Below are 26,381 nucleotides of genomic sequence, written 5' to 3'. Positions count from 1 at the left end.
CCTGCTCGGCCACTGCTTCCCCATTTCAAGCCCGGCACCTGTCGTTCCCGGCATCTAGCCAGGGTCAGGCGCCGCCCCCCATACGCGAACGATCCATCTCCTTACCCGCGCTGTGTGACACATTTATTGGATCGAGCGCTCGCGTCCCCCGCAGGGCATTTGTGCTGAATCTGCAACGGAATGCGTTGTTGCCCGGGTGTCATCGATACGCCGCAAAAGCTTCATCGACGGAGCGGATTATGCCGGGCGTGGCACACCTCGCGAGTCCCGGAGCCTCTCCGGACACGCGGTACGGGCCCCATCTGTTTAGCGGGTCCGGCTTCGGCAGCACCCGGCTAATTAGTTAACGCACATCGCGTGGAAGCATCCGCGCCGGGCTGTCCAGACCGATGACGATCCACAGTGCCGGCACTTTCATGAGCTTCCTCGCTCAGACTGGCGGCTTGTCATCCGGGCAAGCTGGCACGTCGGAGGTACAGAGCCTGCGGGCGGCGTGGGAAGCGACGGAACTCCCGGCCGGCGACTTCGCCGATCTCGTTGCGCTCTTCTATGGCCTGCCCAGGATAACGCTGCCCCAGTTGATGGCGGCTACTCCGCAACTCGCGGGGTTTTCCACGCGCTTCCTGCGCGAAATGGGTGTGATGCCGTACCGCGCCGCGAACGGCACGCTCTGCCTTGCGACGGGTGATCCCAGCGATCTGGCCGCGACGCGCGCGGCAGAACTCGTGCTCGACTCCACGATTGCCCTGACAATCGCCTCCTTTGAGGACATCGCCTCGGTTCTTGCCCAGCGGCTGGGCGAGGCTGACGCCCCGCTGGAGGAGGCTGCGCCCTCCACGGTGGAGCCGCTGGTCGAGGATCTGGAAAACCTGCGGGACCTCGCAAGCGGCGCTCCCGTGGTCCGCGCCGTCAACGACATCTTCGAGAAAGCCATCGAACTTCGCGCCAGCGACATCCACATCGGGCCCTTCCGCAACGGCATCGAAGTCCGGATGCGGGTCGACGGCCTCTTGCGCACGGTGACGGCTCCTGCCGGCGTGCTACCGCGCGCCATCATCTCGCGCATCAAGATCCTGGCCGGCCTCGACATCGCCGAGCGTCGCCTGCCGCAGGACGGCGCGGCGCGCCTCAAGCTCAGCCGCGACGAGCTTGACGTGCGCGTGGCCATCATGCCGACCCAGCACGGCGAGGCCGCCGTCATCCGCCTCCTGCCCCGGGATCGCGGCCAGCTGTCCGTCGAGAAGCTTGGCCTCGCCGCGCACGACCAGGCCAAGCTGACGGACCTGATGACCCTGCCCCACGGCATGATCGTGGTGACCGGGCCGACCGGCAGCGGCAAGACGACGACTTTGGCCACCATCCTGTCCGCGCTGAACGAGCCCAGCCGCAAGATCCTGACCATCGAGGACCCCGTAGAATACGAGATCCGGGGCATCCACCAGTCGCAGGTGAAGCCCTCGATCGGCCTGACCTTCGCCACCGCCTTGCGCGCCTTCGTGCGCCATGACCCCGACGTCATCATGGTGGGCGAGGTGCGCGATGCCGAGACGGCCCATGTTGCGGTGCACGCCGCGCTGACGGGGCATCTCGTCCTGACGACGCTGCACACCGAGACCGCCGCGGCCGCCGTGCCGCGCATGCTGGATCTCGGCGTCGAAGCCTTCCTGCTGAAGTCGGTCCTCCGGGCCGTCATCGCCCAGCGCCTCGTGCGCCAGCTGTGCGAACGCTGCCGTCGTGCCCGCGTGCTGACCGGCTCCGACCTCGTCGCCGATCCACGCTATGCGGCGGTCGGTTTCAAGCCGGGAGAGACCGTCTACGAACCCCATGGCTGCGAGCGCTGCGGAGGCGCAGGCTATCGTGGCCGCGTCGGCGCCTTCGAGATCCTCGTCTTCGACGAGAGGCTGCGCGAGATGATCGAGGAAAAATCCGGCGGCACAGCGCTCGACCGCGCGGCCGTCGCCGGCGGCATGACGACGATGTTCGACGATGGCATGGCAAAGTGCCGGGCCGGCATCACCTCGCCGGCCGAAGTCCTGCGCGTCACCACGCTCAGGTGACGGCGATGGCGACCTTCACCTACCGGGCCCTGACGCAAGGCGGCGAGTTGGTCAGCGGCTCGATCCAGGCCGCGAGCGCCGACGAGGTGGCGCGCCGCATCGAATTCCTCGGCCTCGTACCTGTCGAGACGCAGGCGGCCGCCGCGCCTTCGGGCGAGCGGTTGGGGCTTTCCTTCGGCGGCACGCCCAAAGCCGGCGACGTGACCCTGTTCACCCGCGACCTTGCCCTGCTGCTCCGCGCTGGCGCCCGCCTGAACACGGCGCTGGAACTGCTGGGGGACGATTCCGACCTCGGCCGCATGAAGCGTGTCGCCGGGCGCATTCGTGCCGATGTCATGGGCGGCGGCACCTTCGCGGAGGCGGTTGCCGCGCATCCGCGCCTGTTCCCGCCCGTTTATGTGGCGCTGGTCCGCGTCGGCGAAACCTCCGGCACGCTGGACCGGACGCTCGAACTGCTCGCCGCCGAGCGCAAGCGGGCCGAGGAGATGCGGCGCAAGCTGGTGGAGGCGCTGCAATATCCGGCTTTCGTGCTGGTTGCCGCCGGAGGGGTGCTCGTCTTCTTCCTGCTGTTCGTGCTGCCGCAGTTCTCGACCGTGCTGCGCGACATGGGCGCAGAACTCGATGCCTCCGTGCAGATGCTGCTCGATCTGTCGGACCTGATGCAGGCGCATGCCACCGAAATGGGATTGATCGCGGCGGCCATTCCGCTGGCTTTGTTCGTGCTCCTGCGCCGGGCAGGCTCCCGGGCGGCGCTCATCGGCACGGCGGCCCGGCTGCCGCTCGTGCGGACGGTCTTCGCCTATCGCCGGTCCGCCGTGTTCTGCCGGAACCTCGGCATCCTGCTCGGCAATGGCGTCACGCTGACCAATGCCCTGCGCATCGTGGTCGAGGTTCTCTCCGCAAGCGACGACGCCTCGGCGTGGGCGGAAGCCACCGACCGCGTGCGCCACGGCGCTCGCCTGTCCGAGGCTTTCGCACAGGATTCCGTGCTGCCACCGATGGCGATCCGCATGCTGCGCCTCGGCGAGGAGACCGGGCAGTTGGCCGTGCTCTCCGACCGCATCGCCGACTTCTACGAGGAAAAGCTGCAGCGTTCGCTCGCGCGCATCGCCGCGATCATCGGGCCGGCAGCCATCGTCACCATCAGCGTGGTCGTGGGCGGACTGATCGTCTCCGTCATGACCGCACTGCTCTCGGTCAGCCAAAGCATCGGATAGGTACAGTGGACACGCCCGCACAGACCCTTGAACGCTCCCGCAGCCTTCGCCAGAAGCGCCGGCGCCGGCAGGCCGGCTACACCTTGGTGGAACTGCTGGTCGTCATCACCATCATCGGCCTCATCGTCGCGCTCGTCGGGCCGCGCGTGCTCGGCTATCTCGGCGACTCCAAGGTGAAGACCGCCCGCATCCAGATCCAGGGCTTCACCAGCGCGCTCGACCTCTACTTCCTGGACACCGGCCGCTACCCGTCCTCGTCCGAAGGGCTGACCGCACTGGTTCAGCGCGGCCCCACCGTCTCGAGCTGGAACGGTCCCTATCTGAAGGGCGGCTCCGTGCCGGCCGATCCGTGGGGCCGCCCCTATGCCTATCGTGCGCCGGGCGGCAGCGCGCCCTACGAGATCATCTCGCGCGGCTCCGACGGGCAGGAAGGCGGCACCGGCGACGCCGCCGACATCGTGAGCGGCACGCGCGGATGACGCATGGCTGCCAGCAACGGTGCGGCGCGGACGCGGATTCCCAGGCGGGGTTCACGCTGCTCGAAGTCGTGTGCGTGCTGGCGATCGTCGCGACCCTTGCCAGCCTGGCGCTGCCGGCCATGCCGTTCGGCACCTCGCGCCAGCGGCTGCAGGCCTATGCGCTGGAAGCCGCCGCGCTGCTCAAGGCCGACCGCAATGCGGCCATGCGGCGGCAGGAGGCTGTGGCGAGCCGCGTGGATGCGGGCGGCCGAACCATCCGTTCCGGTGCGGGCGGGCGCACCGTCCGGGTGCCGAAGGACGTCGCGATGCGTGCGATCCTGCCCCGGAACTGCGCCGAGCGGGCGGCGGCTTCCACCATCCGCTTCTTCCCGTCCGGCATGTCCTGCGGAGGGACGCTGCGGCTGGTCCGCAACGGCGCGGGCTATGAGGTTCGCGTCAACTGGCTGACCGGCGGGGTCGACGTTGTCGCTGCGAAAGGCTGACCTCGACGGGCCGTGCGCCGGTTTCACGCTTCTGGAAGTGCTTGTCGCGCTTGCGGTGATGGCAACCATGCTCGGCTCCATCGGCGCGCTGGCCGGATCGAACGCCCGCGCCTCCCGGTCGCTCGACGGGCGTGCCGCGCTTGTGGCCACGGCACGCGCCGTCGAGGCCGGCATCCCGCCACGCGCCGGCCTCGAACTCGGAAGCCTTGACGGCGAGGTCGACGGCCATCAATGGCAGGCGCAGGTGCGCCCCATGCCCGACGTGAAGCTGGCGCCGGACGCCCCTTGGGTGCCGCGCCGCGTTTCCCTCCGCGTCCGCTCGCCTTCCGGCGCGGTCATGACCCTGGAAACCCTGCGCCTCGTACGGAACGCTGCACGATGACGCCGCATCGTTCTCAAGCCGGCTTCTCGCTGGTGGAAGCGCTGGTCGCCACCGCGCTGATGGGGCTTGTCCTGACGGGGCTCACGCTCATCACATCGCAATGGATGCCCAACTGGCAGCGCGGCCTGTCGCGGGTTCAGGCAAGCGAAGCGCTGGGCTTGGCCGTGGACCGCATGGCCGCGGACCTCGCAGCCGCCGAGTTCGTGCCGGAGAACCGCGAGGCGAAACGCCCGATGTTCGAGGGCACCGAAACCGGGGTCACGTTCGTGCGCAGCGCTCTCGCCCCGAACGATCCGCCCGGTCTCCAGATCGTTCGGCTGGCCGACACCGGCACCTTGACGAGAAGTGCCATGGCCTATGTGCCACTCCGTCCGGAGGCACGCGCCCCGGCACCGGGCGAGCCTGTTGAACTGCTGCCGGCGACCTATCGCGTCCTGTTCTCATTTGCCGGGCGGGACGGTGTGTGGCGCAGCGCCTGGCGCGATCAGGACATGCTGCCACGTGCCGTGCGCATCGTGGTGCGCGACGCACGGTCGGGCCGCACGTTTGCCGCGTCCACCGCAGCGGTGATCCGCGCCGAGATACCGGCCGGCTGCATCGCCGACGAAAGCCGCGAGGGTTGCGGGCCCGGGCGGCAGGAGAATGCGCAAGGGGAAACCCCGTGAGCCGCCGCCCGAACGCCCTTCCGCGCAGGCACCGCGAGGGCTTCATCCTCGTCACGGTGCTGTGGATGCTGGGCGCGCTTGCGGCGCTTGTCTCCGTTTACACCGCCTACATCTCCGACACCGCCATGGCAGCCGCCGTCCGCGACGACGGATTGGCGGCAGACGGGCTGTTCACCGCCGGCATTGAGATGGCTGCACTGCAATTGGTGTCGGCTCCGAAGGACAAGCGGCCCTTGCAGGGCTCGGTGTCCTTCAGTCTCGGCGAAGCCCGGATCACGGCCGATTTCCGCAACGAGGCCGCACGCATCGACCTCAACACAGCCGAGCCCGGACTGCTGGCCGCGCTCTTCACAGCGCTCGGAGCGGAGGCAGATGCGTCAAAGGCCTACGCCGCGCGCATTGCAGCCTGGCGGTCGCCACAGCAGGGCGCTGGTAGCGAGGCGGAAGCGGCGGTCTATCGCGCCGCGGGATTGGGCTATGGACCGCGCGGCGGCCCTTTCGTCCATCCGGACGAGCTGTGGCTTGTTGCAGGCCTGCCGGCCGCCCGCGTCGAGGCCGCCCTGCCGCACCTCACGGTCTACAGCGGAGGGGCCGAACCGTCGGCCAGCGTCGCCGATCCCCTCGTCCTCGCGGCGCTCGATCTATCGAAGACCCCCACCAGCCGGACACCGGCCGGCGCAGGGGCGCAGGCTTCCGCTCCTCCTGCAGGGAGCGCCAGCGACGCCGTGCGCATCTCCATCAGCGTGCACCTGCGCGACGGCGAGCCAAGGCGGGCGAAAGCCGTCATTCTGGTCCGAGACTTCGGCGACGATCCCTATCGCGTGCTGTCATGGCGCGATGACATGAACCACCAGCCAGCCTTGCGGGCGGAGCCCAGCCGATGAGCGTGCGCATGATCGTGGACGGCTTCGCGGCCTGGCTCGACCTCGTGGCCGAGAGCGTTGTCGCTGGCCTTTCCCGCCTGCGGACTGGCGAGCCGGTGCAACTGGTCGAAACCGACGGCGCGGTGTTCAACCTCCGGGGCGCGGGCGGTGCGGACCTCCGGATGCCCCTCGACGGGGCGCCCGCGCCGGCTCTGCGGAACCGCGACATCGACCTCCTGCTGCAGCCCCGCCATTTCCTCTACCGTCCCCTCGAACTGCCGAAACGCGCCGGCGACTACCTTCAGGGGATCGTGCGTTCGCAGATCGACCGCCTGACGCCGTGGCCGCCCGAGCACGCCATGTTCGGATGGACGGTTCCGGAAGACGCTTCGGACGACCGGATCCGCCTCTCCGTGGCCGCAACGTCCCGCGCGAGGATCGAACCCCTTCTCCACGATCTGAAAACCATGGGCGCACGCTCGGTCCGCGTCTTCATGCAGAATCCCGATGGCGGAGCGCCGATCAAGGTTCATGAGCAGGCTGGATCCGGGGCGCTCGGCGTAGGGCATGTGCGGAACGCCCTCTTCGCAACCGTGGCCGGACTGGCCGTGGCCGCTGCGGTTGCGGCCCTTGCCTCCGACATGCTGGGCAGCCGGTTCGCCAGCGAGCTGGAGGAGCGCGAGCAGCAGATAGGCGTCCAGCGGCGCATTTTGGCGGCAAGTGCCCAGCAGGACGCGCCGGGCGTCCGCGAACTGGAGCAGCGCAAACACGAGGTGACGCCGACCGTCCTTGTGCTCGATGCGCTGGCCCGCGCGCTTCCCGACCACAGCTACGCGACAGAGGTCTCGATTGCCGAAGGAAAGCTCGATGTCCTCGGCATATCCAGCGACCCTCCGGCGCTCATTGCAATGCTGGAAAAGGTGCACGGCTTCTCGAGAGCCAGCTTCGCCGCTCCGACGACACAGGTAGACGACGGTGCCGGCGAGCGCTTCCACATCCAGATCGATCTCGCGAATGCAGCCGGGGCGGCGCAATGAGGCCGCGCATCCTCTCCGGCAGCACGGCCGGCCCTGCCGCGATTGCGGCCTTCGTTGCGCTGAGCGCCCTTCTGGCCTTCGTCACTTTCGGTGCGGTCGCCGACCTGTTGGCGCAGCGACGCGCGCTGGACGAGGCGTCCCACATCCTCACCCGGCTTCAGGAGCGGAGGGCCACCCCCGCCGCAGCTGCCGCGCTGCAGTCCGAGCGGCCCGAAGGATCGCCGTTCCTTCAAGGCCCCACCTTGACCACGGCCGGCGCGTTCCTGATGCAGCGAGTCTCCGAAGCGGTTCAGGCGGCAGGCGGCCGCATCACCTCCTCACAGGTGGACCTCGGCGGAACAGAGATCCAGGACGGCTTCGTCAGCGTCACGGCAAGTGTGGAACTGGCGCAGGAGCATCTACAGGCCCTGCTCTACGACCTGGAGGGAGGGATGCCCTTCCTCTTCGTGGATCGCCTGGACATGCGGGAAACCGGCACGCCGGAAGCCGTCGGTAACGCGACGTTGCGCGTGCAGTTCACGGTTTCGGGTCGCTGGGAAGGTGTGCGATGAGAACACACTTGTTCGCTCTCGCTGCGATTGCCGCCATTCTGCCGGCCTTGTCCGCTGTCGCCGTTGCGCAGGCGGTCGGTACCACGGGCGCCGTTTCGATCGAGCGCGGGGGCAATCCGCTCTGGGCGGTTCCGCTGGACGATCTCGAGGCCCAGAGAGAGCGCCCGCTCTTCTCGCCGACGCGCCGTCCGCCTCCCGCGCAGGAGATTGCCGCGCCGCCTCCCGCAGCGCCGCCCGCCGCGCCCGCTCCTCCTGCTTTGCCACCCCTCCAGCTCATCGGGACCATCAAGGTCGGCGGCGGAGGATACGGCCTCTTCACCAGCACGATCTCGCAGGTCACGATCACCCTGCGGCCGGGCGAGGCGTTCGGGGGCTGGACATTGCTCTCCCTGCTTCCGCGCAGTGCAGTGGTCGCCAGCGAAGGCCGAGAGGTGGTGCTGGCTCTGCCGGAGCCGGATATCGCCGCCGTGCCAGGGCCGCCCGGCGCACCGTCCGACAAGCCGGACCCGGTGAACGAGCCGATCTTCTATCCCGAACACTGAGCCGCGATCTGTGTCCGCAGGTCATCGGAGCGTCATGGGCCATGTGGAAAGTGCCGGCCAAAGCGGCCCCGTCCGCATCATCGATCAGGGCAGCGCGTCGTGAGTCAGACCCAGTTCATCGGATTGTTTCCCATACCTGTCGTGCGTGTGTCGGGATTGCTGGACGAGGACTTGATCCAGTCCATCGTCGCGAGGACCGACGCCACCCAGCAAAAAGAGATCAACGCCTATTCGGAGGGGCTGTCTCATTCGCCCATCAAGGGCACGGATGGCGATGACCTGCTCGCCCGCGTGGGTGATCTCGTGATGCCAAGTGTCGTGCAGTTCGGCGAGGTTCTTTTCGGCGAGGCACTGAACTGGCAGATCAAGGAGATCTGGAGCAATGTGCTGGAGACCGGCGGCCGTCAGGCGGTCCATACCCATGCCAACAGCTTCATCTCCGGCGTCGTCTACCTGACCGCCTCGCATCCGTCCGCGAACATCGTGTTCCACAAGAGCCTCGGCGGCACGGACTACATCTTCAGCAACCACAACAAGAACGCCGCCGTGAACGCCTATAACGGCAGCAAATGGGCGATGCCGGAGATCGTGCCCGGGGATCTTGTGCTGTTCCCGAGCTACCTTCTGCACGAGGTTCCGGTGAACAAGGGGCCTCGCCGCATGTCCGTTGCCTTCAATGCGATCCCGGACCGGCTCGACAACCTCGGCTATTCCGTCCGCTTTTCCTGAAACCTTTGCAACGAGAACAGTGATGAACCACCGGACCGTCCTGGCGGCTTTCGCCCTCGCAATCGTTGCCGGAGGCAGCGCCTCGGCACAATGCACCTTCGACCAGTCCTACCCCAATGCGAACGATGTCATCCAGGACGCGCAGGCGGCCATGTACCTGCAGTTCATGCCGGGCATCGACCTGCAGCAGGTGCGCATCATCGATCTGGAGAAGAAGGAATACCCGACCGACTGGAAGCCGACGGCGGACGACGAGGTCTTCCGGGCGGATTTCCGGCCTGCGGCGCCGCTGTCTCCCGGCAGCTACCTGATCGAATGGCTGGGAGACCACAAGCGCGGCGGGCATGTCGACAGCGGCTCGGTGTTCTTCACGGTCGCATCCGGGAACGGACCCTCCGGGCCACGGACACTTAGCCCCGCGGTAGGGTCAACAGTAAGCTCCGCGCCTCGGACCGGGCCGGGCTCACCCTATCCAGCATTTCTAGGAGCCGGCGCGCCGCGGCGGGATCCGTAGCGGCAAGCCGCCGGGCGATGGTGATCAAGGGCTGATAGGCCGGGCTGAACTCGGGGCTGATGGCGACAAGTTCAAACAGGCGCGGGGCGAGTACGGACATCAGGTCGGGCTGAGCCGGTGCAGCCAGCGTCTGAACGCCCATCTCAAGGTAGAGGTCGCGGGCCTGCCAATAGGCGGCGAGGCGGTCCTGATCCTCCTTGCCGGCGGCGAGCACATCTTCGGCTTTCGGCTTGAGCATCCGCAGAAGGGTCACCAGCCGGTCACCGGGCGTCTCGCGCGCGGCGTAGGCGATGCGCGGCGCTTCGGCGGCGACGAAGGGTTTGTCGTCGGTGTTGAGCGGCCCGGCACCGGCAAAGCCGCGCAGGTCCTTCGCCCCGGCAAGGTGGAGACCGAACAGCGACATCCCGTCATCGAGACCCAGTTCCGTCAGGCGTCCGCGCAGCGCGTCGCTGGTAACACGGCGGTTCAGCCAATCGGCCTCGAAGCTCTGGGGCTCCGCACGTCCGATCAGGGCGATCAGCGGGGTTTCCACGCTGAGCTGCGCCAGATAGGCGCTGGACTCGGGAAAGACATCGAGGAAGGTGCGCGTGATGAGCCGCAGGGTCTCGATGTCGAGCTGATGCAGCGGCAGCCATTGGCAGAAGATGCCGCCTGCGGCCAGTTTCGCCCGGATGGCCTCGAAATGCTCCCGGGCATAAAGGGCGCTCGAGCCGTCCACCGAGGGGTGGTAGAGGTCCGCGACCACCACGTCATAGTTCTTGTCGCTTGCGCGCACGAAGCGCCGGGCATCCGCCACATGCACGCTGATGTCCGGGTTCTTGCCGAGTTGCGGCGCGGTGCGCGTGAACATCGGGAACGACTCCACCACCTCCGGGACAAGCTCGACGCCTTCCGAGACGAGGCCGGGATAATCGCCCGCGGCCGAGAGCGTGGCGCCGGTGCCGAGGCCAAGGAACAGGGCCCGCTTCGGATCGGGGTGCAGCAGGAGCGGAATATGGGCCTCGCGGTGGTCGGAGCGGACCGACGCGCTGCCGCCCATCCGGAAATGATTGTTGACCTGCAGATGATGCTCGCCAGCGGCATTGCGGATCACGCTGACCGTGGCCATCACGCCGTCACGGTGCCAGACCACCTCGCCGCCCGGTGGCGTCCACACGAAACGCAGCGACAGCGGCGAGACAGCGAGCGCCAAAGCGGCGACTGAGACAGCACCGCCGGCCAGCAGTGAAGACCGCCGCAGATCCGGCAACACCAGCAGATAGGCTGCGGCGACCAGCGCGAAGCAAAGCTTTGCGCCGATCAGTGGAAGCAGAACCGGCCCGAAGATGATGGGCGCGAGAGCCGCCCCGAACATGTTCACGGCCAATGCGGTGCCGATCCCGCCTGCCCTGTCGCTGGCGGACTGCGCCAGTTGGGTGAACAGCGCTCCCATGGCGATGGTCGGGGGCAGGAAGACCACGACCGCGATCAGGAACTCGGCGGCGAGCCGCCCGCCAAGGGTCGCGGGGAGTGCCACTTTCAGTGCCGCCAGAACCTCGTCCGATATCGACAGGAGCACCGCACCTGCGGTGCAGGCCAGTGCGGTCGCCAGAACCAGCACGCGTGTCAGGTCCGGGCTGCGCGCCTTGGCCAGACGGCCGTGGAGCGCTGCACCGAAAGCGGTGCCCGCAAGATAGACCGCAAGCAGGATGGAGAAGGTGTAGACGGTGTTTTCGAGGATCTGGCTGACGACCCGGATCGTCAGAACCTCGTAGCCGATGCCGAGCAGGCCCGTCAGGAAGAGCGGCGCCAGGTAGGCCCGGCCGCCGGTGGCGACCCTCGGGCGGGCCCCGGCCGCGCCCTCACCGTCCTGGAACCACAAGGCCGCCGCGCAACCGAGATTTATCAGAGCGCACAAACCCAGAGTGCCGGACAGGCCGAGTTGGGGAATGATCAGGAAGGTCGTCGCCAACGTGCCGAGAACGGCGCCGGCGGTGTTGGCGGCGTAGACGCGGCCCACCGCACCGCCGGGCAGGCGAGCGGCCAGCACCGCCTCGAGCGCGGGCAAGGTGCCGCCCATCGCCATGGTGGCCGGCAGAAGCAGGACGAACGGAAGCCCGAAGGCGAACAGCCATTGATGGAGCGCGCCCGCATCGACGGGGAGAAGCGCCGCAATGATATGGCCGGCGAAGCCCGAAAGCGGGATGAGGGCAAGCGCCCAGGCGCCGATCACGACTTCCAGCGCCGCATACCACCGCCCGGGTACAGGGCTCCGGGAGATATGGCGCCCGGGTGTCAGGCTCCCGAGTGCGATGCCCGCGAACATGGCGGCGACGACACCCAGCACCGCGATAAATTCGTGGCCCAGCGACACGGCCAGCAGGCGGGACCACACCACTTCATAGCCCAGCCCAGCAAAGCCGGAGCATGCGGCAACTGCGGTGATGGCTAGCGCGCGGTTGCGAACCGGGGCCACCATGGCGGGCGTGGCGATCGTGTCGGACATGTTTGAACTGGACCTGCAGAAACAAAACAGACCGGGGGCACAGGGCCCCCGGTCGTTCTCAAAGGTTCACACGTTGCCGTGCGATCCCATCAGCGGCGGTTGGTGCCCGCCAGGCGAGTTGCCATCGCGTTGTTGGACTCGACCAGCAGTTCCGGCTGGCCGGCGACGCGGATGAAGATGGGGTTCGTGTAGAACCACAGATCAGCCCAGGCGGCGACGTCGTAGCTGGAGAGCTTCTGACCGTTACGCACTTCCATGTGCGGCGGGCAGGCAGCATCGAGGCAGGGGACGAACGGTCCCTGCGCCGAGTTCTCCGGATCCCAATCGTTCAGCGGATTGCCGCGTGCATCAGTCTCGGCCGGCGTGCCCGGGGGCAGGTTCGAGCCGCGGACGCGGATGTACTGGCTGGTCTGCACGCTCGGGATGTTGACGACCATGGTGCGCTTGTTGCCGCTCACCTGCCAGTTGCCCTGGTTGAAGGTGGCGAGCACGGAGGCCGACGGGTTGGTCCCGTTGGTGTAGTTCGCGCTGCCCGCTGCAATCGGACCCGTGACATTGCCGCGGATGAAGTCGACATGGCGGAGCGTCGGCTTGTTGAGAGGCTCCTGGATGCCGATCTGCGCCAGCGACGGGTTGTTGAAGCTGTAGGGAGAATGGTTGTTCTCCGTCGGCAGGTTCACCTCAAGGGTGAGGCGCACCGTGCGGCCGCGCGGCACCACCAAAGTCTGGCCCATCTTGGCAGTACCGGCGGCTGCATAGCCGACAACTTCCGCCTTGTAGGTCAGTTCGCCGGTGATCAGGTCACCCATGGTGGAGAACGAGTTGCCGGAACGAACGCCGTTGACGACAACCTGCGGACGCAGGGTCTCGCCCTGGGCCGGACGCGGCACGAACAGCTTCTGGTACTCGCCCGGGTAGAAGTCCGCCGTCGTGGAGGTCTCGTAGATGCTGAACGCACCACGATTGTGCCAATCGGAGGAGGCATAGAAGTACCAGTTGCGGCCTTCGCCCAGCATTGCGTCCCAGACGCCGCCGATCTTGGCGCCGTAGATACCCGTGCCGCCAAAGGTCGTCACGCCGACCGAGTCGCAGCCCGTGCCGCAGAAGCCGGCGCGGTATTCGCCGCGATTGTTGCTGGCCTGATGGCCCGGCTGCGTCTCGAAGCCAACGGCAACCGTCGGGCCCGCATTGTTGAAGTCACGGAAATGCTCGACGTTGAACCCGTTGTTGCCGTTCGGGTTGAACACGCCGGCGCGCTCCGTGTGAGCCGGCACGTAATAGCTGTCGAGCGGGTACTTGTCCTGAAGCCAGCGAACCGAAGGAACGGCCTTCTGGTTGTGGTTGATCGTGCCGGAACCCGTGCCTGTCGCGTTCGGAACCTTGTCAGTCCAATTGTGGCCCGCCTCGGCGCCCTTGCTGAAGTCGGTGTCGCTGCGATCGAAGCGGTATTCGAACTCCGCCACGCCCTTGGCATCGCCCGTGTCGCCCTTGTAGTTCTGCGGGCGCTGGTTGCCGATGGCCGCCATGCTGACGTGTTCGTGGCCGGGAACGTTGGTCTCGACGCCGGCATACAGCATCGGCTGCTGCATCTCGCGGGCAAGACGGACGAGCTCCGGATAGATGATTTCCTCCGCGCTCTGCCAGCGCCACATGGAGCGATGGCCGCTGGAGGTCGCAACGTCGCCCTTTACGACAGTGGCCGGAGCCTCGTCCCAGAACTTGCCGGCACTGCCGCCGGCGGAGCCATTGCCCTCCGGATCATCGACGCGGCAATCGCGCGGGCTGCTGCCGCCGTGATCGGCTGCGCCTAGCCATTCGAGGCCGTAGGTCTCGATGGACTTCTTGACGAGCGTCTCGACGGAAGAGCGACCATCGGAGCACGGCGTGTGGTTGTGGAAGTCGCCTGCCATGTAGCTTTCGGCTGCGGATGGCGTCGACGAGATGGACATCGCTCCGGCCGCTGCGGCCAGTATCGATGCGCCCGTAATCAGTTGATGGGCAGCGTTTTTCACTGGAGACCCCCTGTAAAGTATCCCAATGGGCGGTCAGTACCGGGCTTGTGTGACCTGCCGCTGTCAGTTCTGTGAAAGCCGCAGGACATCTCCCGAACGAGCGCGGATCGCGTTCTCCAAGTTCGGACGGGCAGTCGGGACAAGCATCCGCGACTGTCATCTGGACGACATTCCACGTGCTTAGTTCACCTGCCCGGGGCTGACCGGCGCTGCGATCGTCGGCGGCAGAGTCGATGGGGTAGAAGACGTGAACATGTCCGGGGCAGAGCCTGCTTCCACCACGCTTGCAGATAAGGGCGGAGGAGCGAGGGCGCGCTTTGTGTGGTCCTTCGGCAGCCTCGTGCGTGAGCCGCTGATCCAGTTCCTCGCCATCGGCGCGATCATCTTCGCCGTTCATGCGGCGGTGACGCCGTCGGTCAGCAAGGAACGCCTCATCGAGGTGACGCCCGAGGTGCGTTCCGACATCGTCAAGGCGTTCAAGGCTTCGAACGAGGGCCGCGATCCCGCGCCCGACGAACTGAAGAGCCTCGTCGATGTGTGGGTGCTGAACGAGATCACGTTCCGCGAGGCGCTGGCTCAAGGGCTCGACAAGGGCGACGAGATGATCCGGGACCGCATCACCCACAAGATGCGGCTGCTGATCTTCAACGGCATCGACATCAAGGAACCGACCGATCAGGAACTGGCGGCCTGGTATGAAAAGAACCGCTACCGCTACGACGTCCCGGACCTGGTCAGCTTCATCGAAGTCCCTTTCACCGGCGAAACGGCCGAGGCCGATGCGCGGCGGGTGCTGGAGGAGATCAAGGCGGAGCGCGAGCACGAGGACATTCGCAGCCGCGCGCATCTCTTCGCTGAACGCCCCCTGCTGTCGCTGGCAGATTCCTTCGGCACCGCCTTCATCGACAGCCTGAAGGCGATGATCCCGGGCGATTGGCAGGTGCTGGCCTCCGACGATGGCTGGCACATCGTCCGCCTCGACACCGTCAAGCCTGGCCGCAAGGTGGACCTCTCCGAGGTCGAAGCGCAGGTCGCACAAACCTGGAAGGACGAGCGGCGCCGGATCCTTGCCATCGCGGCAACGCGGGAGCTTGGCAGCAATTACGTGATACGGCGGCCCGCATCGTGATCCGCCACGTCGCCCTTGCCCTTCTTGCAGCCCTGACCGTCCTGACGACGCTGCTGCCCGCGCGCGCCCATGAAGCCAGCATGGCCGTGATGACGCTGCGCGAGGTGGAACCGAACCGCTATGTCGGCCACTGGACGATGCCGCCGGCAGACATCAGCGCGCATCCGATCTTCCCGGAGCACTGCACCTGGGAGATGCCGCAGCTGGATTGCGGCTCCCGTGGCCTGTCCGGGCCGCTCAGCTTCACCGGTCTCGGAAAGAACCAGTCGGTCGCCACCATCCGCGTGGTTCCGCGCGAGGGCGATACGCAGGCATACACGGTCAGCGTCGCGAAGCCGGTCGTCACCATGGCGCAGAACCCCGGCACCAACCCTGCCGTCTGGCTCGATCTCGCGGAGACCTATGTCAATCTTGGCATCGACCACATCCTGCTCGGCATCGACCATCTGATGTTCGTGCTGGGGCTGATCTGGCTTGTGGGTCGCGGATGGCCGCTGGTGCGGGTCATCACCGCCTTCACCATCGGCCACAGCCTCTCGCTTGGGGCGGCGGCCTTCGGCATCGTCGGCATTCCCGAGCGTCCGCTCAATGCCGCGATCGCCCTCAGCATCGTCTTCGTGGGCGTGGAGATCGTGAAGCTCCAGCGCGGCCAGATCGGGCTGACGGCGCGCTATCCCTGGACGGTCGCCTTCGGCTTCGGCCTGCTGCACGGCATCGGCTTCGCCACCGCGCTGACCAATCTGGGCATTCCGCAGAGCACGCTGCCGATTGCACTCCTGTTCTTCAATGTGGGCGTGGAGATCGGCCAGCTTGCCTTCGTCGCCGCGGTGCTCGCGCTGCTCTGGGCGCACCGACAGGCCAATGCGCTGCTTCCGCGCTGGGGTGCGGCCATGCCCGCTTATGTGATCGGCAGCATCGCCTCGTTCTGGTTTTTGGGCCGGCTTTAGGCCGGGGTTGAGAGAAAGAGAAGTCCATGAAGTTCGCGCCGTCAAAAGCCAGCCTTCAGCTTGCCTTGATGCTGGCCGCCATCCCGCTGGCACCTGCGTTCGCCCACACCGGAACGGGCGTGGCCGGCGGCCTGACCAGCGGTTTCCTGCATCCGCTGACCGGCCCCGACCATCTGGTCGCCATGATCGCTGTCGGCCTCTGGGGCGCGCAGCTCGGCAAGCCCGCCATCTGGGTGCTGCCGATCACCTTCCCCCTCGTCATGGCGATTGGCGGCCTGATCGGCTTGTCCGGCATGGAACTGCCGCTCGTCGAGTTCATCATCGCATTCTCGGGTCTGGCACTTGGCGCAATGGTCGCGCTGAACGTGCGCCCTCCCCTTGCCATCTCCTCTGCGCTGGTTGCGCTGTTCGCCATCTTCCACGGCTACGCACATGGCCGCGAACTTCCGGAAGCCGCGGACGCCACGGCCTATGCCGTCGGTTTCGTGGTGGCGACGGGGATGCTCCATCTCGTGGGCATCCTGATCGGTGCGCTGATCACCCGGCCGGCTGGCGCCGGGATCGTGCGCGCGTGCGGAGCCGCGATCGGCTGCGTAGGCCTGTACTTCATGCTCGCCGCTGCCGGAGTCGTTGGATGAACAACGGCCTCCGCTGGGCTACTGCCGCCGGCATGCTTCTGGGCATGCCGGGTGCGGCACAGGCCCACCTCGTCGATACCCGGCTGGGAGATTTCTACGGCGGCGCCCTGCACCCGCTGACGGATCTGCAGCAGATGCTGCCCTGGGTCGCTCTTGCGGCGCTCACCGCCTTGCAGAGGCCGGAACGGGCGCGATGGGTCGTGCTCTGCTTTCCGGTTTCACTTCTCATCGGCTGTGTGGCGGCTCTTGCCTTGCCCGAACCACCATTCGCGCAGTTGCTGGATGTCTCGCTGGTCGCCTTCACCGGCCTCGCCCTGGCCGCCGCGGTCGCCCTGCCGCTGCCGGCTCTGCTCGGGATCACGGCATTGATGGGCGTGCTGCATGGCTACGAGAACGCCCGGGCGATGGCCGCCGACACGGACCAGATCCTGTTCCTCTCCGGCGTCACCCTGATCGGCTACGCCGTGCTGACGCTGCTGATCGGCGCGGCCGCCGCCTTCCTGCGGGGCAAGGAAGGATGGCGCCCCATTGCCTTGCGTGCAGGAGGGAGCTGGGTCGCGGCCGTCGGCATCATGGTGCTGGGCCTGCAACTCTTCTCGCCGGGCGCCAACTAGAGCCACCTCGGATGGAGCTCGGAACGGCCGCCTCGGGGCGGCCGTTTTCGCGTGCGTAGGGACGCTGTTGACGGTCCGGCTCAAGCACCCAAGCCGCTACCCGCAGAGTTGCGGTGAGACCTGAGCGCCCGTCGGCCGAACGACGCCTTGGCCCACGCACATGAAAGAAGAGCTCCGGCTTTCACCGGAGCTCTTCGCTAGTCTGTTGAAGCTGCCGGCGAACCGGCACGTTCTCAGAAGTGGTAGTTGATACCGGCCTTCACGACGTGCAGTTCGTCCTCGGCGTCGCCGACCGCGCCGAATTCGCCGCCGTCGAACGAGAACTCAACTTCGTCTTCGAAGCGGATGTAATTGTATTCGATCTTCGCGGAGACATTGCTGGCGAAGGCGAATTCCACACCGGCGCCGACCGTCCAGCCGAGACGCGTGTCCTCGAAGGTATCGGTGGAGATGCCGGCTTCTTCGGCGCCTGCGGTGTACTCGGCCAGACCGAACGCAGCGCCGCCCTTGACGAAGAGGAGCGCACGATCGAACGCCACACCGGCCCGGCCGGTTACGGTGCCGAGAGCCTTGTACTCGGTGGTGCAATCGTCATCGAGGAGCAAGCAGCTCGGTGCGATTTCACCCGCGAGGCTGCCGCTGCCATCGATGTCGGCCCAGGTGCCCTCGGCCTCGATGCCGAAGACGAAGTTGTTGACCTGCCTGTTGAAGCCGAGGGTGAGGCCAACAAGGCCGCCTTCGATGTCATAGGTCGGAGCGTCGAAAGCGAAGCCTTGGTCTTCAAAGTCCGTCAAGGCGCTCTCGCCCGAAGCATAGCCGCCGTGGATGCCGGCATAGAAGCCGTTCCAGCTGAAGGCCTCTTCAGCGACCATGGCCGGAGCGGCCTCGACCGGATACGGCATGTCGGCGGCGTGAGCGGCGCCCGCGGACATGATCGCGAGCAGGACATTGGTAAGCAGTAGACGCTTGTGCATAACGCACCCCCTTGGATTACCCACGGGGTTCATAGCCCGAAGCCAGAGCCGTTACTGCAGCATTTCCGCAACAGGCCGATGTAGTGAAAATGTCATCTTTCTGACAACTCCGTCGTATACTTTAGGAACCCTCCACATACTAAAGTAGACTGTAGCTCGCGGGCTCGTGCGCAAGCTCGGAGACTCAGCCGCTGCGGAGGAACGCCTGCGAACTGTCTCAGCCCGATGACCTCTGCCCTGCGGGACAGCACTGCCCCACCCGCACCGGGCTATGTTGGGAAAGGCTCCCCCCGCGGGGTGATATTCACCTTTTACGCATCAGGGCGGCCAGTTGCCCGCCGGGGCTGACGATAGATCACCCGACTATACTTAAGTTGCGGCCTTCACCGCTCTATGTGCGCAGTCTACCATCATAATATTCACCGCCTCGCCCGCGCCAGAAACGTAAATACCACACCACGGGCCAGCATCCGCCTCTCGATGGCCGATCATCTTCTTCCACCGCGCGATAGATTAGACTTCTTCTAATGCTAATCTACGCCTCATCTGGTTGCCTCCGTGTCAGAACCTGTTATAGGGCCGCTGTTGCTGCAGACTTGGGATCTGTTTCTCCGTTTCGTGGACGGACCGGGTCGGGCAGCGCAAAGCGCCTTTCAGGGGATTGGGAACATGCATCGCGCCAAGGGTCGGGTTGAGCAGTTGCTCACAGCGGGCGGTCACCGCCACTTGCGGCAGACATTTCTGTCCGGCCTCAGCCGTTCGGCGCTCACGGCACCCTTCATTGGCGGTCTGCTGCTGGGTACGCTCCTCGCCTCGCCCGCTTCGGCTCAGACGGCCGCCGGGGCCGTGGACGTCGAACTGGAAACCATCGAGGTCCAGGGCGCCGAGCAGAGCGGCGAAGGAGCGGCCACGGGACGCCTCGGCGAGGTGCCTCCCGCCTATGCCGGCGGTCAGGTGGCGACAGGCGGTTCGCTCGGCATCCTCGGGACCCGCAGCGTGCTGAACACCCCCTTCAGCACCGTCAATTTCACGGAAAAGCTGATCCAGGACCAGCAGGCCCGGACCGCCGCCGACATCCTGATCAACGATCCCTCGGTGCGCCTGACGACGGGCAGCAACGGCTTCGACGATACGTTCCAGATCCGTGGCTTCGGCGTCTCGTCCGGCGATACGGCGTTCAACGGCCTCTATGGCCTGATCCCCTCCAACCGGGCGAACGCGCAGTACATCCAGCGCATCGAGCTCCTGAAGGGTCCGGCCGCCTTCATCAACGGCATTCCTCCGGGCGGCAGCGTCGGCGGCAGCATCAACATCATCAGCAAGCGCGCGGTCGACGAGCCGTTCACGATTGTAACGCCCAGCTTCATCAGCGAGGGCAATATCGGCACCGCCATCGACTTCAATCGTCGCTTTGGCGACAACAAGGAGTGGGGCATCCGCTTCAATGGTGTCGGCCGCACGGGTGAGGCCTCCATCGAGGACGGCGACTGGACGTCCGGCGTCGGCGCCCTGTCCGTCGACTATGACGGCGAGCGCTTCCGCTGGGCACTCGATGTCATCACCCAGAACGACTACACGGACAATTTCCGTCCGCAGATGACGATCCGCCCGACGGTGCCCTTCATCCCCCGTCCGCCGGATGCGCGCAGCAACTGGTATCCCGGTACGGAACTCGAGCAGCACGATCATACGATCGCGACCTTCGCCGAGTATGATGTCACTGACTGGCTGACGGCCTATGCCGGCTATGGCCATCGCTGGGGAACGAACGAGCAGGTCTTCCCGGACTCACGTACAGCTGCTGTTCCGGCCACGCCGACATCTCCTGCAATTCCGGCCTCCAACGGAATGGATGAGAACGGCAATTTCCGTGTTCTCAATGGTTTCTATGACTCCGAAACTTCAACCGACAGTGCCAATGCCGGACTGCGCGCCAAGTTCGACACTGGCGCCATCTCTCACTCCTTGAACGTCGGCTTCACCGGCTACTTCCAGAAAGCTGACAACGCCTACACACCTGGTGCGTTCTCGGTACCGTCGAACATCTACAACCCGTCGCCGCTCCCGCCGATCACGGCAGACCGTATCGATCCCTACGCAGCATCAGAAACGACGTTCAAGAGCTACGCGGCGTCGGACACCATGTCGTTCTTCGATGATTTGGTTCTGTTCACCGCTGGCGTCCGTCATCAGCAGATCAGGCAGCAGAACTTTCGCACGAACCCTCAACGAGATGACGAGACTGACGCCACCTCGCCGTTGTTCGGTATCGTGGTGAAGCCTCTGCAGAACGTGTCCATCTACGCCAGTTACGCGGAAGGCCTCAGCCAAGGCGCGGTGATTAACGCCCCTTACGCCAACGAGGGGGAAATCCTCGATCCTTTCAAGTCGGAACAGCAGGAAGTCGGCGTGAAGGTGGACTGGGGCCGCATCACGACCACAGCCGCCATCTTCCAGATAACCCGCCCGACGCTGATCACGACGGCAGACAACTTTCGGGCCTATGACGGCGAGGAGCGGCGCCGCGGCCTGGAGCTCTCGGCCTTTGGCGAGATCGTCCCGGGCCTGCGCGGCATCGCCGGTGTCACGTTCCTCGATCCCGAACTCACCAACCCGGCCAACGCAGCCCAGCGCGGAAACGACGTTGCCGGAGTGCCGGACTTCACGGCGTCCGCCAGCCTTGAGTGGGATACGCCCTGGGTTGACGGACTGTCTGTCAACGGTCGCGTCATCTACACCTCGGGCTCCTACCTCACCAACGACAATGGGTTGGAATTCCCGGACTGGACGCGTGTCGATCTTGGCGCACGCTACGAGACGGTCGTGCAAGACACTCCGGTCACTGTCCGCCTCAATGTCGAGAACGTCTTCGACGAGACCTACTGGCTCACCACCGGCAATTTCGTGACCGTGGCGTCGCCCCGCACCTTCGTTGGCTCCGTCGCGATGAAGTTCTGAGTGAAACTCCGAGGCCGGGTCTCCCAAGGGAGCCCGCCTCGGACCACGTCCAAGTCTCTGTCTACAGCCCCGCGCCGCCGGTGGCTTGCAGCCTCGCTCACTGACTCGTCAGTCAGCCAAGAACAGGCCCGGTCCGATGCTCTCTTTGAAAACCCTCATCCGCGCGGCGGTGCTGTGCCTGACACTCGGCGCATCTTCCGTTGTCATGGCGGAGGAAGCCTCCTACCCCATCACCATCAAGCACGCTCTCGGCGAGACCATCATCAAGAAGAAACCCGAGCGCGTGGCGACGGTCGCCTGGGCGAACCATGAAGTGCCGCTGGCGCTGGGCATCGTGCCGGTGGGCTTCGCACGGGCGCCCTTCGGCGACGATGACGGCGACGGGGTGCTGCCCTGGGTCGCGGCAAGGCTGAAGGAGTTGGGCGCGCCCACTCCGGTCCTTTTCAACGAGGGCGACGGCGTCGACTTCGAGGCCGTGGCGGCGACCCAGCCGGACATCATCCTCGCCACCTATTCGGGCATGAGCGCGAAGGACTACGCGACCCTGAGCCAGATCGCGCCCGTGGTCCCCTATCCCGAGGCGCCATGGTCGACCGAATGGCGCGACATGATCCGGATCAGCAGCACGGCGCTCGGCCGGGCGGCTGAAGGAGATGCGCTGGTCTCGAAGATCGAAGCGGAGATCTCTGACGCCGCGGCCCAGCACCCGGAACTGCGCGGCAAGTCCGCGATGTTCGTCACCCACCTCAGCGCGCGGGATCTGAGCAAGATCGGCTTCTACACGCCGAACGACACCCGCGTGAAGTTCTTCAATGATCTGGGCATGACATCGCCCAAGACCGCGCTCGATGCAACGGAGCCCGGCAAGTATTCCGGCTCCATCAGCGCGGAGAAGATCGACCTGTTCGACGATGTCGACATCTTCGTCACCTATGGCGGTCCCGACCTTCTCAAGGCGCTGCGCGACAATCCGCTGACCGGCAGGATGCCGGCCATCAAGAGGGGTTCGGTGGTCGTGCTCGGCAGGAACTCGGCCGGCACCGCCGCCAATCCGACACCGCTGGCGATCTCCTGGGTGCTGAAGGATTACGTGGCCCAGCTTGCGGAAGCCGCTCGCAAGGTTCCGTGAGCGGTCAGGTTCCGGGTCGATGTTCAGCAAGGTTCCCTCAGGTCGCCGGGGCGGCATCCGCAGCCTCGCGCTCATAGCCTTGCTGGCCCTGCTGGCCTTTCTCGCGGCTCTCTCCGTCGTCGTCGGCACGCGCGAGGTGTCGTTCGCCGATATTCTGGTCGCTTTGGGCGGCGGCACGGAAACGGTCGGGCAGTCGGCGGTTGCCACCCGCATCCCACGCATGGTGCTGGCCCTCCTCGCCGGTGGAGCGCTGGGCCTTGCCGGTGCCGTCATGCAGGGCGTCACCCGCAATCCGCTGGCCGATCCCGGCATTCTCGGCGTCAACGCCGGCGCGGCGCTGGCCGTTGTCGTCGGCGTTGCCTGGTTCGGCATCACCTCGTCCGAAGCCTATCTCTGGAGCGCATTGCTTGGCTCGGCGTGCGCGACGGTGTTCGTGTTCCGGATCGGCTCGCTGGGGCCGGGCGGAGCCACGCCGCTGAAGCTCACCCTTGCGGGCGCCGCCACCTCCGTCGCCTGCGCATCACTGCTCGTCGCTGTGATTCTTCCGCGAGGAGACATCGCGGGCAGCCTCCAGTCCTGGCAGAACTATGCCGGCAGCGTGGGCGGCGCGACCTTCGAGCGGATCGTCCCTGTCCTGCATTTCCTGGCGGCGGGCTTTGCGATCAGCCTGCTTTCCGCGCGCAAGCTGAACTCCCTTGCATTGGGCGACGATGTCGCGGCCGGGCTGGGCGAGAACGTCGCCCTGACCAGGTTCATCGCTTCGCTTGGGGCCGTTCTGCTGTGCGGCGCGACCACAGCCTTGTGCGGACCCATCGCCTTTCTCGGCCTTGTCGTGCCCCATCTGTGCCGGCTGCTGATCGGTGTCGATTACAGGTGGCTCCTGCCGTTTTCCGCAGTGGGCGGAGCGTGCCTGCTGCTCGCCGCGGACATCCTCGGCCGCGTCGTCGCGCGCCCGGGCGAAGTCGAGGTCTCCATCATTACGGCGCTGATCGGGGCGCCTTTCTTCATCTGGATCGTGCGCCGCCAGAAGGTCCGTGAACTGTGACGATGGACAGCGACACCATCCGGGCCATCGCGGGCCGGCGCCGGCAAAGGCGGGGCAGACGGCGCCTGACGCTGGGCGTTCTCCTCGCTCTCGTCGTGTCGCTGTTCATGCTGACGCTCACTTTGGGCCAGTCCTTCACGCCTCCGCTGACCGTGCTGCGCGTCCTGTTGGGCGAAGATGCCGGGGCAGCGAACTTCCTCATTGGAACGCTGCGCCTGCCACGGGCCGTGATGGCTGTCCTGGCCGGTTTGGCGTTCGGCCTCGGTGGCGTGGTCTTCCAGATCATGCTGCGCAATCCGCTGGCCAGCCCCGACATCATCGGCATCACCTCCGGGGCCAGCGCCGCCGCCGTGCTGGCCATCGTCGTGCTGTCGCTCAGCGGCCCGGTCGTCTCCGTCATCGCCGTGGTGGCCGGGCTCGCGGTCGCCTTGCTGATCTATGTCCTGGCCGTGCGCAACGGCGCCGCCGGCACACGTCTCATCCTTGTGGGCATCGGCATGGCGGCCATGATGAACAGCGTCATCGCCTATGTTCTGTCGAGCGCGCCCGCCTGGAACCTGCAGGAAGCGCTGCGCTGGCTCAGCGGCAGCCTCAACGGCACGCAGTTGTCCGACGCCCTGCCCCTGTTCCTTGTGCTCGTGGTGCTGGGCGGGCTGCTCTTCACCCAGCGGCGGGATCTGGAAGTGCTGCGTATGGGCGACGACACCGCCGCCGCTCTTGGCGTGAAGGTCGCGAGAACCCGCATCCTCGTCATCCTTGCGGCCGTCGGCATGATCGCCTCCGCAACATCGCTGACGGGGCCGATCGCCTTCGTCTCGTTCCTCTCTGGACCGATCGCCGCGCGCATCGTGGGGGGCGGCGGATCGCTGCTGCTGCCGGCAGCGCTGATCGGCGCCGTCCTGACGCTTGCCGCGGACTATACGGGGCAGTTCCTGCTGCCGAGCCGCCTGCCCGTCGGCGTCGTGACGGGCGCGCTCGGTGCGCCTTACCTCCTCTATCTCATCATCCGCATCAACCGGAGCGGAAGGTCGCTATGACGGATCACCCCCGCCACGTCCTCAAGGTCAGCCAGCTTTCGGCGAGCTATGGCGACACCGAGATCCTGCGGACGCTCGACCTCGACGTGCCGCCCGGCAAGATCACCGTGATCGTCGGCGCCAACGCCTCGGGCAAGTCCACGCTGCTGCGCACCATGTCGCGCCTCATTGTCCCCACGAAGGGGCAGGTGCTGCTGGACGGAAAAGCCATCCACCAGACGCCGACGCGCGAACTCGCCCGCACCATCGGCTTGTTGCCGCAATCGCCCATCGCGCCGGAAGGCATCCTCGTCGACGATCTTGTCCGGCGCGGCCGTCACCCGCATCACGGTCTCTTCTCCTCGTGGACCCGCGCGGACGAGGACGCTGTAGAGCATGCGCTGAGGGCGACCCACACGACCGATCTCGCAGAGCGCTCGGTGGACGAGCTCTCCGGCGGCCAGCGCCAGAGGGTCTGGATCGCCATGGCCCTGGCCCAGCAGACCGAGATCCTGCTGCTGGACGAGCCGACCACCTTTCTCGACATCAACCATCAGGTCGAGGTTCTCGATCTTCTGGTGGACCTAAACAGGTCGCGTGGAACGACGGTCGTGATGGTGCTGCACGACCTGAACCTCGGTGCGCGCTACGCCGATCATCTCGTTGCGCTGGCCGGCGGCAGGGTGCATGTCTCCGGCGCGCCGGGGGATGTCCTGACCGAAGACACGGTTCGCACGGTCTTCGGGCTGGAGAGCCGCATCTTGACCGATCCGACGGCGGGGCGGCCGCTCATGGTTCCAATCGGCCGGCATTGCATGCTGGATGGCCACGCATCGCAGAGGGGAGAGCAGCCATGAGTGATGTGCAGGAATTCAAGCTGGACGGCATGGCCCTGCCCATGGATCCCGACCACATGATGGACGAGATGGGCGAGCACTTCGTCGAGCACGCGGAGGTCAGCCGCACGGCCGATCTCCTGCTGATGACGAGCGATTACGGCCGCGTCACCATCGAGCGCGTGGACCAGAGGCTCGCGATCGCCCTCTCCTGCCCGTCGGAGGAGGCCCTGCAGGTGGTGCGCAACAGCATCGCCGAACACATGTTCTACTTCGCGGGCGAAGACCCTCTGGAACTGACCTGGGCGACGCCGGCCTCGCGGGACATTGTCCCAAACCTCCATGAGGTGACGGTGATCGGCGCCGAGGACGTCACGCCGCATATGCGCCGCGTGCGTTTCTCCTGCGCCGACGTCGCGCCCTTCATCGGCGGGGCCATGCATGTCCGCGTCCTGGTGCCGCCGAAGGGCCGCGCGCCGGTGTGGCCGGGCTATGGCGAGGATGGCCGCATCGCCTGGCCGACAGGCGAGGACAAGCTCGTGGTCCGCCCCTACACGATCAGGGGCGTCGATCGCGAACGCAGCGAGCTCTGGATCGACTTCCTGCAGCATCCGACACCCGGCGTCGCGACACCGGGCGCGGACTTCGCGCGTGATGCCAGGCCGGGAGATCTGATCGCTCTGCTCGGCCCCGGCTCCGGCAGCCTGCCCGAAGCGCGGTCGATCCTGATGATCGGCGACGAAAGCTCGGTGTCGGCCATCGCGCGCATCGCCGAGGAAGTTCCCGAAGGCACCAGCATCCGCGCCATCATCGAGGTCTCAGACGCAGACGAAGAGCAGCCGCTCATTTCAGACGGCAGGATCGACGTGACGTGGCTGCACCGCGACCGCTACGCCGCCGGAGCGACGAACGTCCTTCGGCAAGCAGCCACCGAGGCCATCACGGCGGCCGATGCCGGCACCTTCATGTGGGTTGCCTGCGAGAAGGAGGATGTTCGTGCCATCCGGACGCTGCTGAACAGCCGGGGGCACAACCGGAGCCTGAGATATGCCGCCTGGTATTGGGAGAAGTGAGCGGAGA

General features: G+C 66.4%; 25 protein-coding genes. 22 read left to right on the top strand and 3 right to left on the bottom strand.

Annotation, left to right across the window (positions count from 1 at the left end):
• Window positions 1-389 precede the first annotated feature (389 nt).
• The 12 genes from SCD90_RS07610 to SCD90_RS07555 all read left to right on the top strand — a co-directional run bounded on the left by SCD90_RS07610 (window position 390) and on the right by SCD90_RS07555 (window position 9,518).
• A complete protein-coding gene (locus SCD90_RS07610) occupies window positions 390-2,057 on the top strand; it encodes a GspE/PulE family protein (protein ID WP_425265655.1) in 1,668 nt (555 codons plus the stop codon).
• A 5-nt stretch (window positions 2,058-2,062) separates the two neighbouring features.
• On the top strand, window positions 2,063-3,274 hold the full coding sequence (locus SCD90_RS07605; RefSeq protein ID WP_319844049.1) for a type II secretion system F family protein: 1,212 nt from the start codon (window positions 2,063-2,065) through the stop codon (window positions 3,272-3,274).
• A 5-nt stretch (window positions 3,275-3,279) separates the two neighbouring features.
• The gene (gene gspG / locus SCD90_RS07600; RefSeq protein ID WP_319844048.1) at window positions 3,280-3,753 is read left to right on the top strand and encodes a type II secretion system major pseudopilin GspG; all 474 of its coding nucleotides are present in this window, start codon (window positions 3,280-3,282) and stop codon (window positions 3,751-3,753) included.
• Entirely contained in the window at window positions 3,750-4,235 is a 486-nt protein-coding gene (locus SCD90_RS07595) for a GspH/FimT family pseudopilin (protein WP_319844047.1), read from the top strand. Before gspG ends, SCD90_RS07595 begins: the two co-directional genes overlap by 4 nt.
• The gene (locus SCD90_RS07590; RefSeq protein WP_319844046.1) at window positions 4,216-4,617 is read left to right on the top strand and encodes a prepilin-type N-terminal cleavage/methylation domain-containing protein; all 402 of its coding nucleotides are present in this window, start codon (window positions 4,216-4,218) and stop codon (window positions 4,615-4,617) included. The genes SCD90_RS07595 and SCD90_RS07590 overlap by 20 nt, the downstream gene beginning before the upstream one ends.
• Entirely contained in the window at window positions 4,614-5,282 is a 669-nt protein-coding gene (locus SCD90_RS07585; RefSeq protein ID WP_319844045.1) for a PulJ/GspJ family protein, read from the top strand. Before SCD90_RS07590 ends, SCD90_RS07585 begins: the two co-directional genes overlap by 4 nt.
• Window positions 5,279-6,166, top strand: coding sequence for a type II secretion system minor pseudopilin (locus SCD90_RS07580; protein ID WP_319844044.1), 888 nt, complete (start codon window positions 5,279-5,281; stop codon window positions 6,164-6,166). Before SCD90_RS07585 ends, SCD90_RS07580 begins: the two co-directional genes overlap by 4 nt.
• Window positions 6,163-7,182 carry a PilN domain-containing protein gene (locus tag SCD90_RS07575; RefSeq protein WP_319844043.1) on the top strand — a complete coding sequence of 340 codons (1,020 nt, stop codon included), beginning with the start codon at window positions 6,163-6,165 and terminating at the stop codon, window positions 7,180-7,182. The genes SCD90_RS07580 and SCD90_RS07575 overlap by 4 nt, the downstream gene beginning before the upstream one ends.
• Window positions 7,179-7,733 carry a type II secretion system protein GspM gene (gene gspM / locus SCD90_RS07570; RefSeq protein WP_319844042.1) on the top strand — a complete coding sequence of 185 codons (555 nt, stop codon included), beginning with the start codon at window positions 7,179-7,181 and terminating at the stop codon, window positions 7,731-7,733. Before SCD90_RS07575 ends, gspM begins: the two co-directional genes overlap by 4 nt.
• Before the next feature lie 8 nt (window positions 7,734-7,741).
• Window positions 7,742-8,275, top strand: coding sequence for a hypothetical protein (locus SCD90_RS07565; protein ID WP_319844041.1), 534 nt, complete (start codon window positions 7,742-7,744; stop codon window positions 8,273-8,275).
• Window positions 8,276-8,374: 99 nt separating this feature from the next.
• Window positions 8,375-9,004 (top strand): putative 2OG-Fe(II) oxygenase, encoded by a 630-nt coding sequence (locus SCD90_RS07560; RefSeq protein ID WP_319844040.1) that lies wholly within the window; start codon window positions 8,375-8,377, stop codon window positions 9,002-9,004.
• Between the two features lie 22 nt (window positions 9,005-9,026).
• The gene (locus tag SCD90_RS07555) at window positions 9,027-9,518 is read left to right on the top strand and encodes a copper resistance protein CopC (RefSeq protein WP_319844039.1); all 492 of its coding nucleotides are present in this window, start codon (window positions 9,027-9,029) and stop codon (window positions 9,516-9,518) included.
• Here the strand turns inward: SCD90_RS07555 and SCD90_RS07550 are convergent.
• Both SCD90_RS07550 and SCD90_RS07545 read right to left on the bottom strand, forming a co-directional pair.
• Complete coding sequence (locus SCD90_RS07550; RefSeq protein WP_319844038.1) at window positions 9,415-12,003, bottom strand: spermine/spermidine synthase domain-containing protein; 2,589 nt, start codon at window positions 12,001-12,003, stop codon at window positions 9,415-9,417. The genes SCD90_RS07555 and SCD90_RS07550 overlap by 104 nt on opposite strands.
• Before the next feature lie 89 nt (window positions 12,004-12,092).
• Window positions 12,093-14,015 (bottom strand): hypothetical protein, encoded by a 1,923-nt coding sequence (locus SCD90_RS07545; RefSeq protein WP_319844037.1) that lies wholly within the window; start codon window positions 14,013-14,015, stop codon window positions 12,093-12,095.
• A 253-nt stretch (window positions 14,016-14,268) separates the two neighbouring features.
• On the opposite strand from SCD90_RS07545, the gene SCD90_RS07540 reads away from it, so the two are divergent.
• Genes SCD90_RS07540 through SCD90_RS07525 form a run of 4 tightly spaced genes read left to right on the top strand, consistent with a single transcriptional unit; the run spans window position 14,269 to window position 17,343 of the window.
• The gene (locus SCD90_RS07540; RefSeq protein WP_319844036.1) at window positions 14,269-15,144 is read left to right on the top strand and encodes a peptidylprolyl isomerase; all 876 of its coding nucleotides are present in this window, start codon (window positions 14,269-14,271) and stop codon (window positions 15,142-15,144) included.
• A complete protein-coding gene (locus tag SCD90_RS07535; RefSeq protein ID WP_319844136.1) occupies window positions 15,144-16,091 on the top strand; it encodes a HupE/UreJ family protein in 948 nt (315 codons plus the stop codon). The genes SCD90_RS07540 and SCD90_RS07535 overlap by 1 nt, the downstream gene beginning before the upstream one ends.
• A gap of 26 nt (window positions 16,092-16,117) precedes the next feature.
• Window positions 16,118-16,729 (top strand): HupE/UreJ family protein, encoded by a 612-nt coding sequence (locus SCD90_RS07530; RefSeq protein WP_319844035.1) that lies wholly within the window; start codon window positions 16,118-16,120, stop codon window positions 16,727-16,729.
• Window positions 16,726-17,343: a HupE/UreJ family protein gene (locus tag SCD90_RS07525; RefSeq protein ID WP_319844034.1), complete on the top strand. Its 618-nt coding sequence runs from the start codon at window positions 16,726-16,728 to the stop codon at window positions 17,341-17,343. The genes SCD90_RS07530 and SCD90_RS07525 overlap by 4 nt, the downstream gene beginning before the upstream one ends.
• A gap of 233 nt (window positions 17,344-17,576) precedes the next feature.
• Here SCD90_RS07525 and SCD90_RS07520 read toward each other — a convergent pair whose 3' ends face one another.
• Window positions 17,577-18,317 carry an outer membrane protein gene (locus SCD90_RS07520; RefSeq protein ID WP_319844033.1) on the bottom strand — a complete coding sequence of 247 codons (741 nt, stop codon included), beginning with the start codon at window positions 18,315-18,317 and terminating at the stop codon, window positions 17,577-17,579.
• A 669-nt stretch (window positions 18,318-18,986) separates the two neighbouring features.
• Between SCD90_RS07520 and SCD90_RS07515 the strand changes: the two genes are divergently transcribed.
• The 6 genes from SCD90_RS07515 to SCD90_RS07490 all read left to right on the top strand — a co-directional run bounded on the left by SCD90_RS07515 (window position 18,987) and on the right by SCD90_RS07490 (window position 26,374).
• On the top strand, window positions 18,987-21,275 hold the full coding sequence (locus tag SCD90_RS07515) for a TonB-dependent receptor (RefSeq protein WP_319844032.1): 2,289 nt from the start codon (window positions 18,987-18,989) through the stop codon (window positions 21,273-21,275).
• Window positions 21,276-21,411: 136 nt separating this feature from the next.
• Window positions 21,412-22,404 carry an iron-siderophore ABC transporter substrate-binding protein gene (locus tag SCD90_RS07510; RefSeq protein ID WP_425265654.1) on the top strand — a complete coding sequence of 331 codons (993 nt, stop codon included), beginning with the start codon at window positions 21,412-21,414 and terminating at the stop codon, window positions 22,402-22,404.
• 19 nt (window positions 22,405-22,423) lie between these two features.
• A complete protein-coding gene (locus SCD90_RS07505) occupies window positions 22,424-23,449 on the top strand; it encodes a FecCD family ABC transporter permease (protein WP_319844031.1) in 1,026 nt (341 codons plus the stop codon).
• Between the two features lie 2 nt (window positions 23,450-23,451).
• Window positions 23,452-24,486 (top strand): FecCD family ABC transporter permease, encoded by a 1,035-nt coding sequence (locus tag SCD90_RS07500; protein WP_319844030.1) that lies wholly within the window; start codon window positions 23,452-23,454, stop codon window positions 24,484-24,486.
• Window positions 24,483-25,322, top strand: coding sequence for an ABC transporter ATP-binding protein (locus tag SCD90_RS07495; protein WP_319844029.1), 840 nt, complete (start codon window positions 24,483-24,485; stop codon window positions 25,320-25,322). The genes SCD90_RS07500 and SCD90_RS07495 overlap by 4 nt, the downstream gene beginning before the upstream one ends.
• Window positions 25,319-26,374, top strand: coding sequence for a DUF2218 domain-containing protein (locus SCD90_RS07490; protein WP_319844028.1), 1,056 nt, complete (start codon window positions 25,319-25,321; stop codon window positions 26,372-26,374). The genes SCD90_RS07495 and SCD90_RS07490 overlap by 4 nt, the downstream gene beginning before the upstream one ends.
• The last annotated feature ends 7 nt before the right edge of the window (window positions 26,375-26,381 follow it).

It is taken from the genome of Terrihabitans rhizophilus (assembly GCF_033898525.1).
GTDB classification, from domain to species: Bacteria; Pseudomonadota; Alphaproteobacteria; order Rhizobiales; family Methylopilaceae; genus Flaviflagellibacter; species Flaviflagellibacter rhizophilus.
The sequence above is the reverse complement of the archived record's forward strand: the minus strand, read 5'-3'. Positions and strand labels throughout refer to the sequence as shown.

Bases quoted from the DNA above. Each gene is read 5' to 3' on its own strand.
- SCD90_RS07610 (WP_425265655.1), top strand. From the start codon at position 390: ATGACGATCCACAGTGCCGGCACTTTCATGAGCTTCCTCGCTCAGACT.
- SCD90_RS07605 (WP_319844049.1), top strand. From the start codon at position 2,063: ATGGCGACCTTCACCTACCGGGCCCTGACGCAAGGCGGCGAGTTGGTC.
- SCD90_RS07595 (WP_319844047.1), top strand. From the start codon at position 3,750: ATGACGCATGGCTGCCAGCAACGGTGCGGCGCGGACGCGGATTCCCAG.
- SCD90_RS07585 (WP_319844045.1), top strand. From the start codon at position 4,614: ATGACGCCGCATCGTTCTCAAGCCGGCTTCTCGCTGGTGGAAGCGCTG.
- SCD90_RS07575 (WP_319844043.1), top strand. From the start codon at position 6,163: ATGAGCGTGCGCATGATCGTGGACGGCTTCGCGGCCTGGCTCGACCTC.
- gspM (WP_319844042.1), top strand. From the start codon at position 7,179: ATGAGGCCGCGCATCCTCTCCGGCAGCACGGCCGGCCCTGCCGCGATT.
- SCD90_RS07555 (WP_319844039.1), top strand. From the start codon at position 9,027: ATGAACCACCGGACCGTCCTGGCGGCTTTCGCCCTCGCAATCGTTGCC.
- SCD90_RS07550 (WP_319844038.1), bottom strand. From the start codon at position 12,003: ATGTCCGACACGATCGCCACGCCCGCCATGGTGGCCCCGGTTCGCAAC.
- SCD90_RS07540 (WP_319844036.1), top strand. From the start codon at position 14,269: ATGTCCGGGGCAGAGCCTGCTTCCACCACGCTTGCAGATAAGGGCGGA.
- SCD90_RS07530 (WP_319844035.1), top strand. From the start codon at position 16,118: ATGAAGTTCGCGCCGTCAAAAGCCAGCCTTCAGCTTGCCTTGATGCTG.
- SCD90_RS07525 (WP_319844034.1), top strand. From the start codon at position 16,726: ATGAACAACGGCCTCCGCTGGGCTACTGCCGCCGGCATGCTTCTGGGC.
- SCD90_RS07520 (WP_319844033.1), bottom strand. From the start codon at position 18,317: ATGCACAAGCGTCTACTGCTTACCAATGTCCTGCTCGCGATCATGTCC.
- SCD90_RS07515 (WP_319844032.1), top strand. From the start codon at position 18,987: ATGCATCGCGCCAAGGGTCGGGTTGAGCAGTTGCTCACAGCGGGCGGT.
- SCD90_RS07510 (WP_425265654.1), top strand. From the start codon at position 21,412: ATGCTCTCTTTGAAAACCCTCATCCGCGCGGCGGTGCTGTGCCTGACA.
- SCD90_RS07505 (WP_319844031.1), top strand. From the start codon at position 22,424: ATGTTCAGCAAGGTTCCCTCAGGTCGCCGGGGCGGCATCCGCAGCCTC.
- SCD90_RS07500 (WP_319844030.1), top strand. From the start codon at position 23,452: ATGGACAGCGACACCATCCGGGCCATCGCGGGCCGGCGCCGGCAAAGG.
- SCD90_RS07495 (WP_319844029.1), top strand. From the start codon at position 24,483: ATGACGGATCACCCCCGCCACGTCCTCAAGGTCAGCCAGCTTTCGGCG.
- SCD90_RS07490 (WP_319844028.1), top strand. From the start codon at position 25,319: ATGAGTGATGTGCAGGAATTCAAGCTGGACGGCATGGCCCTGCCCATG.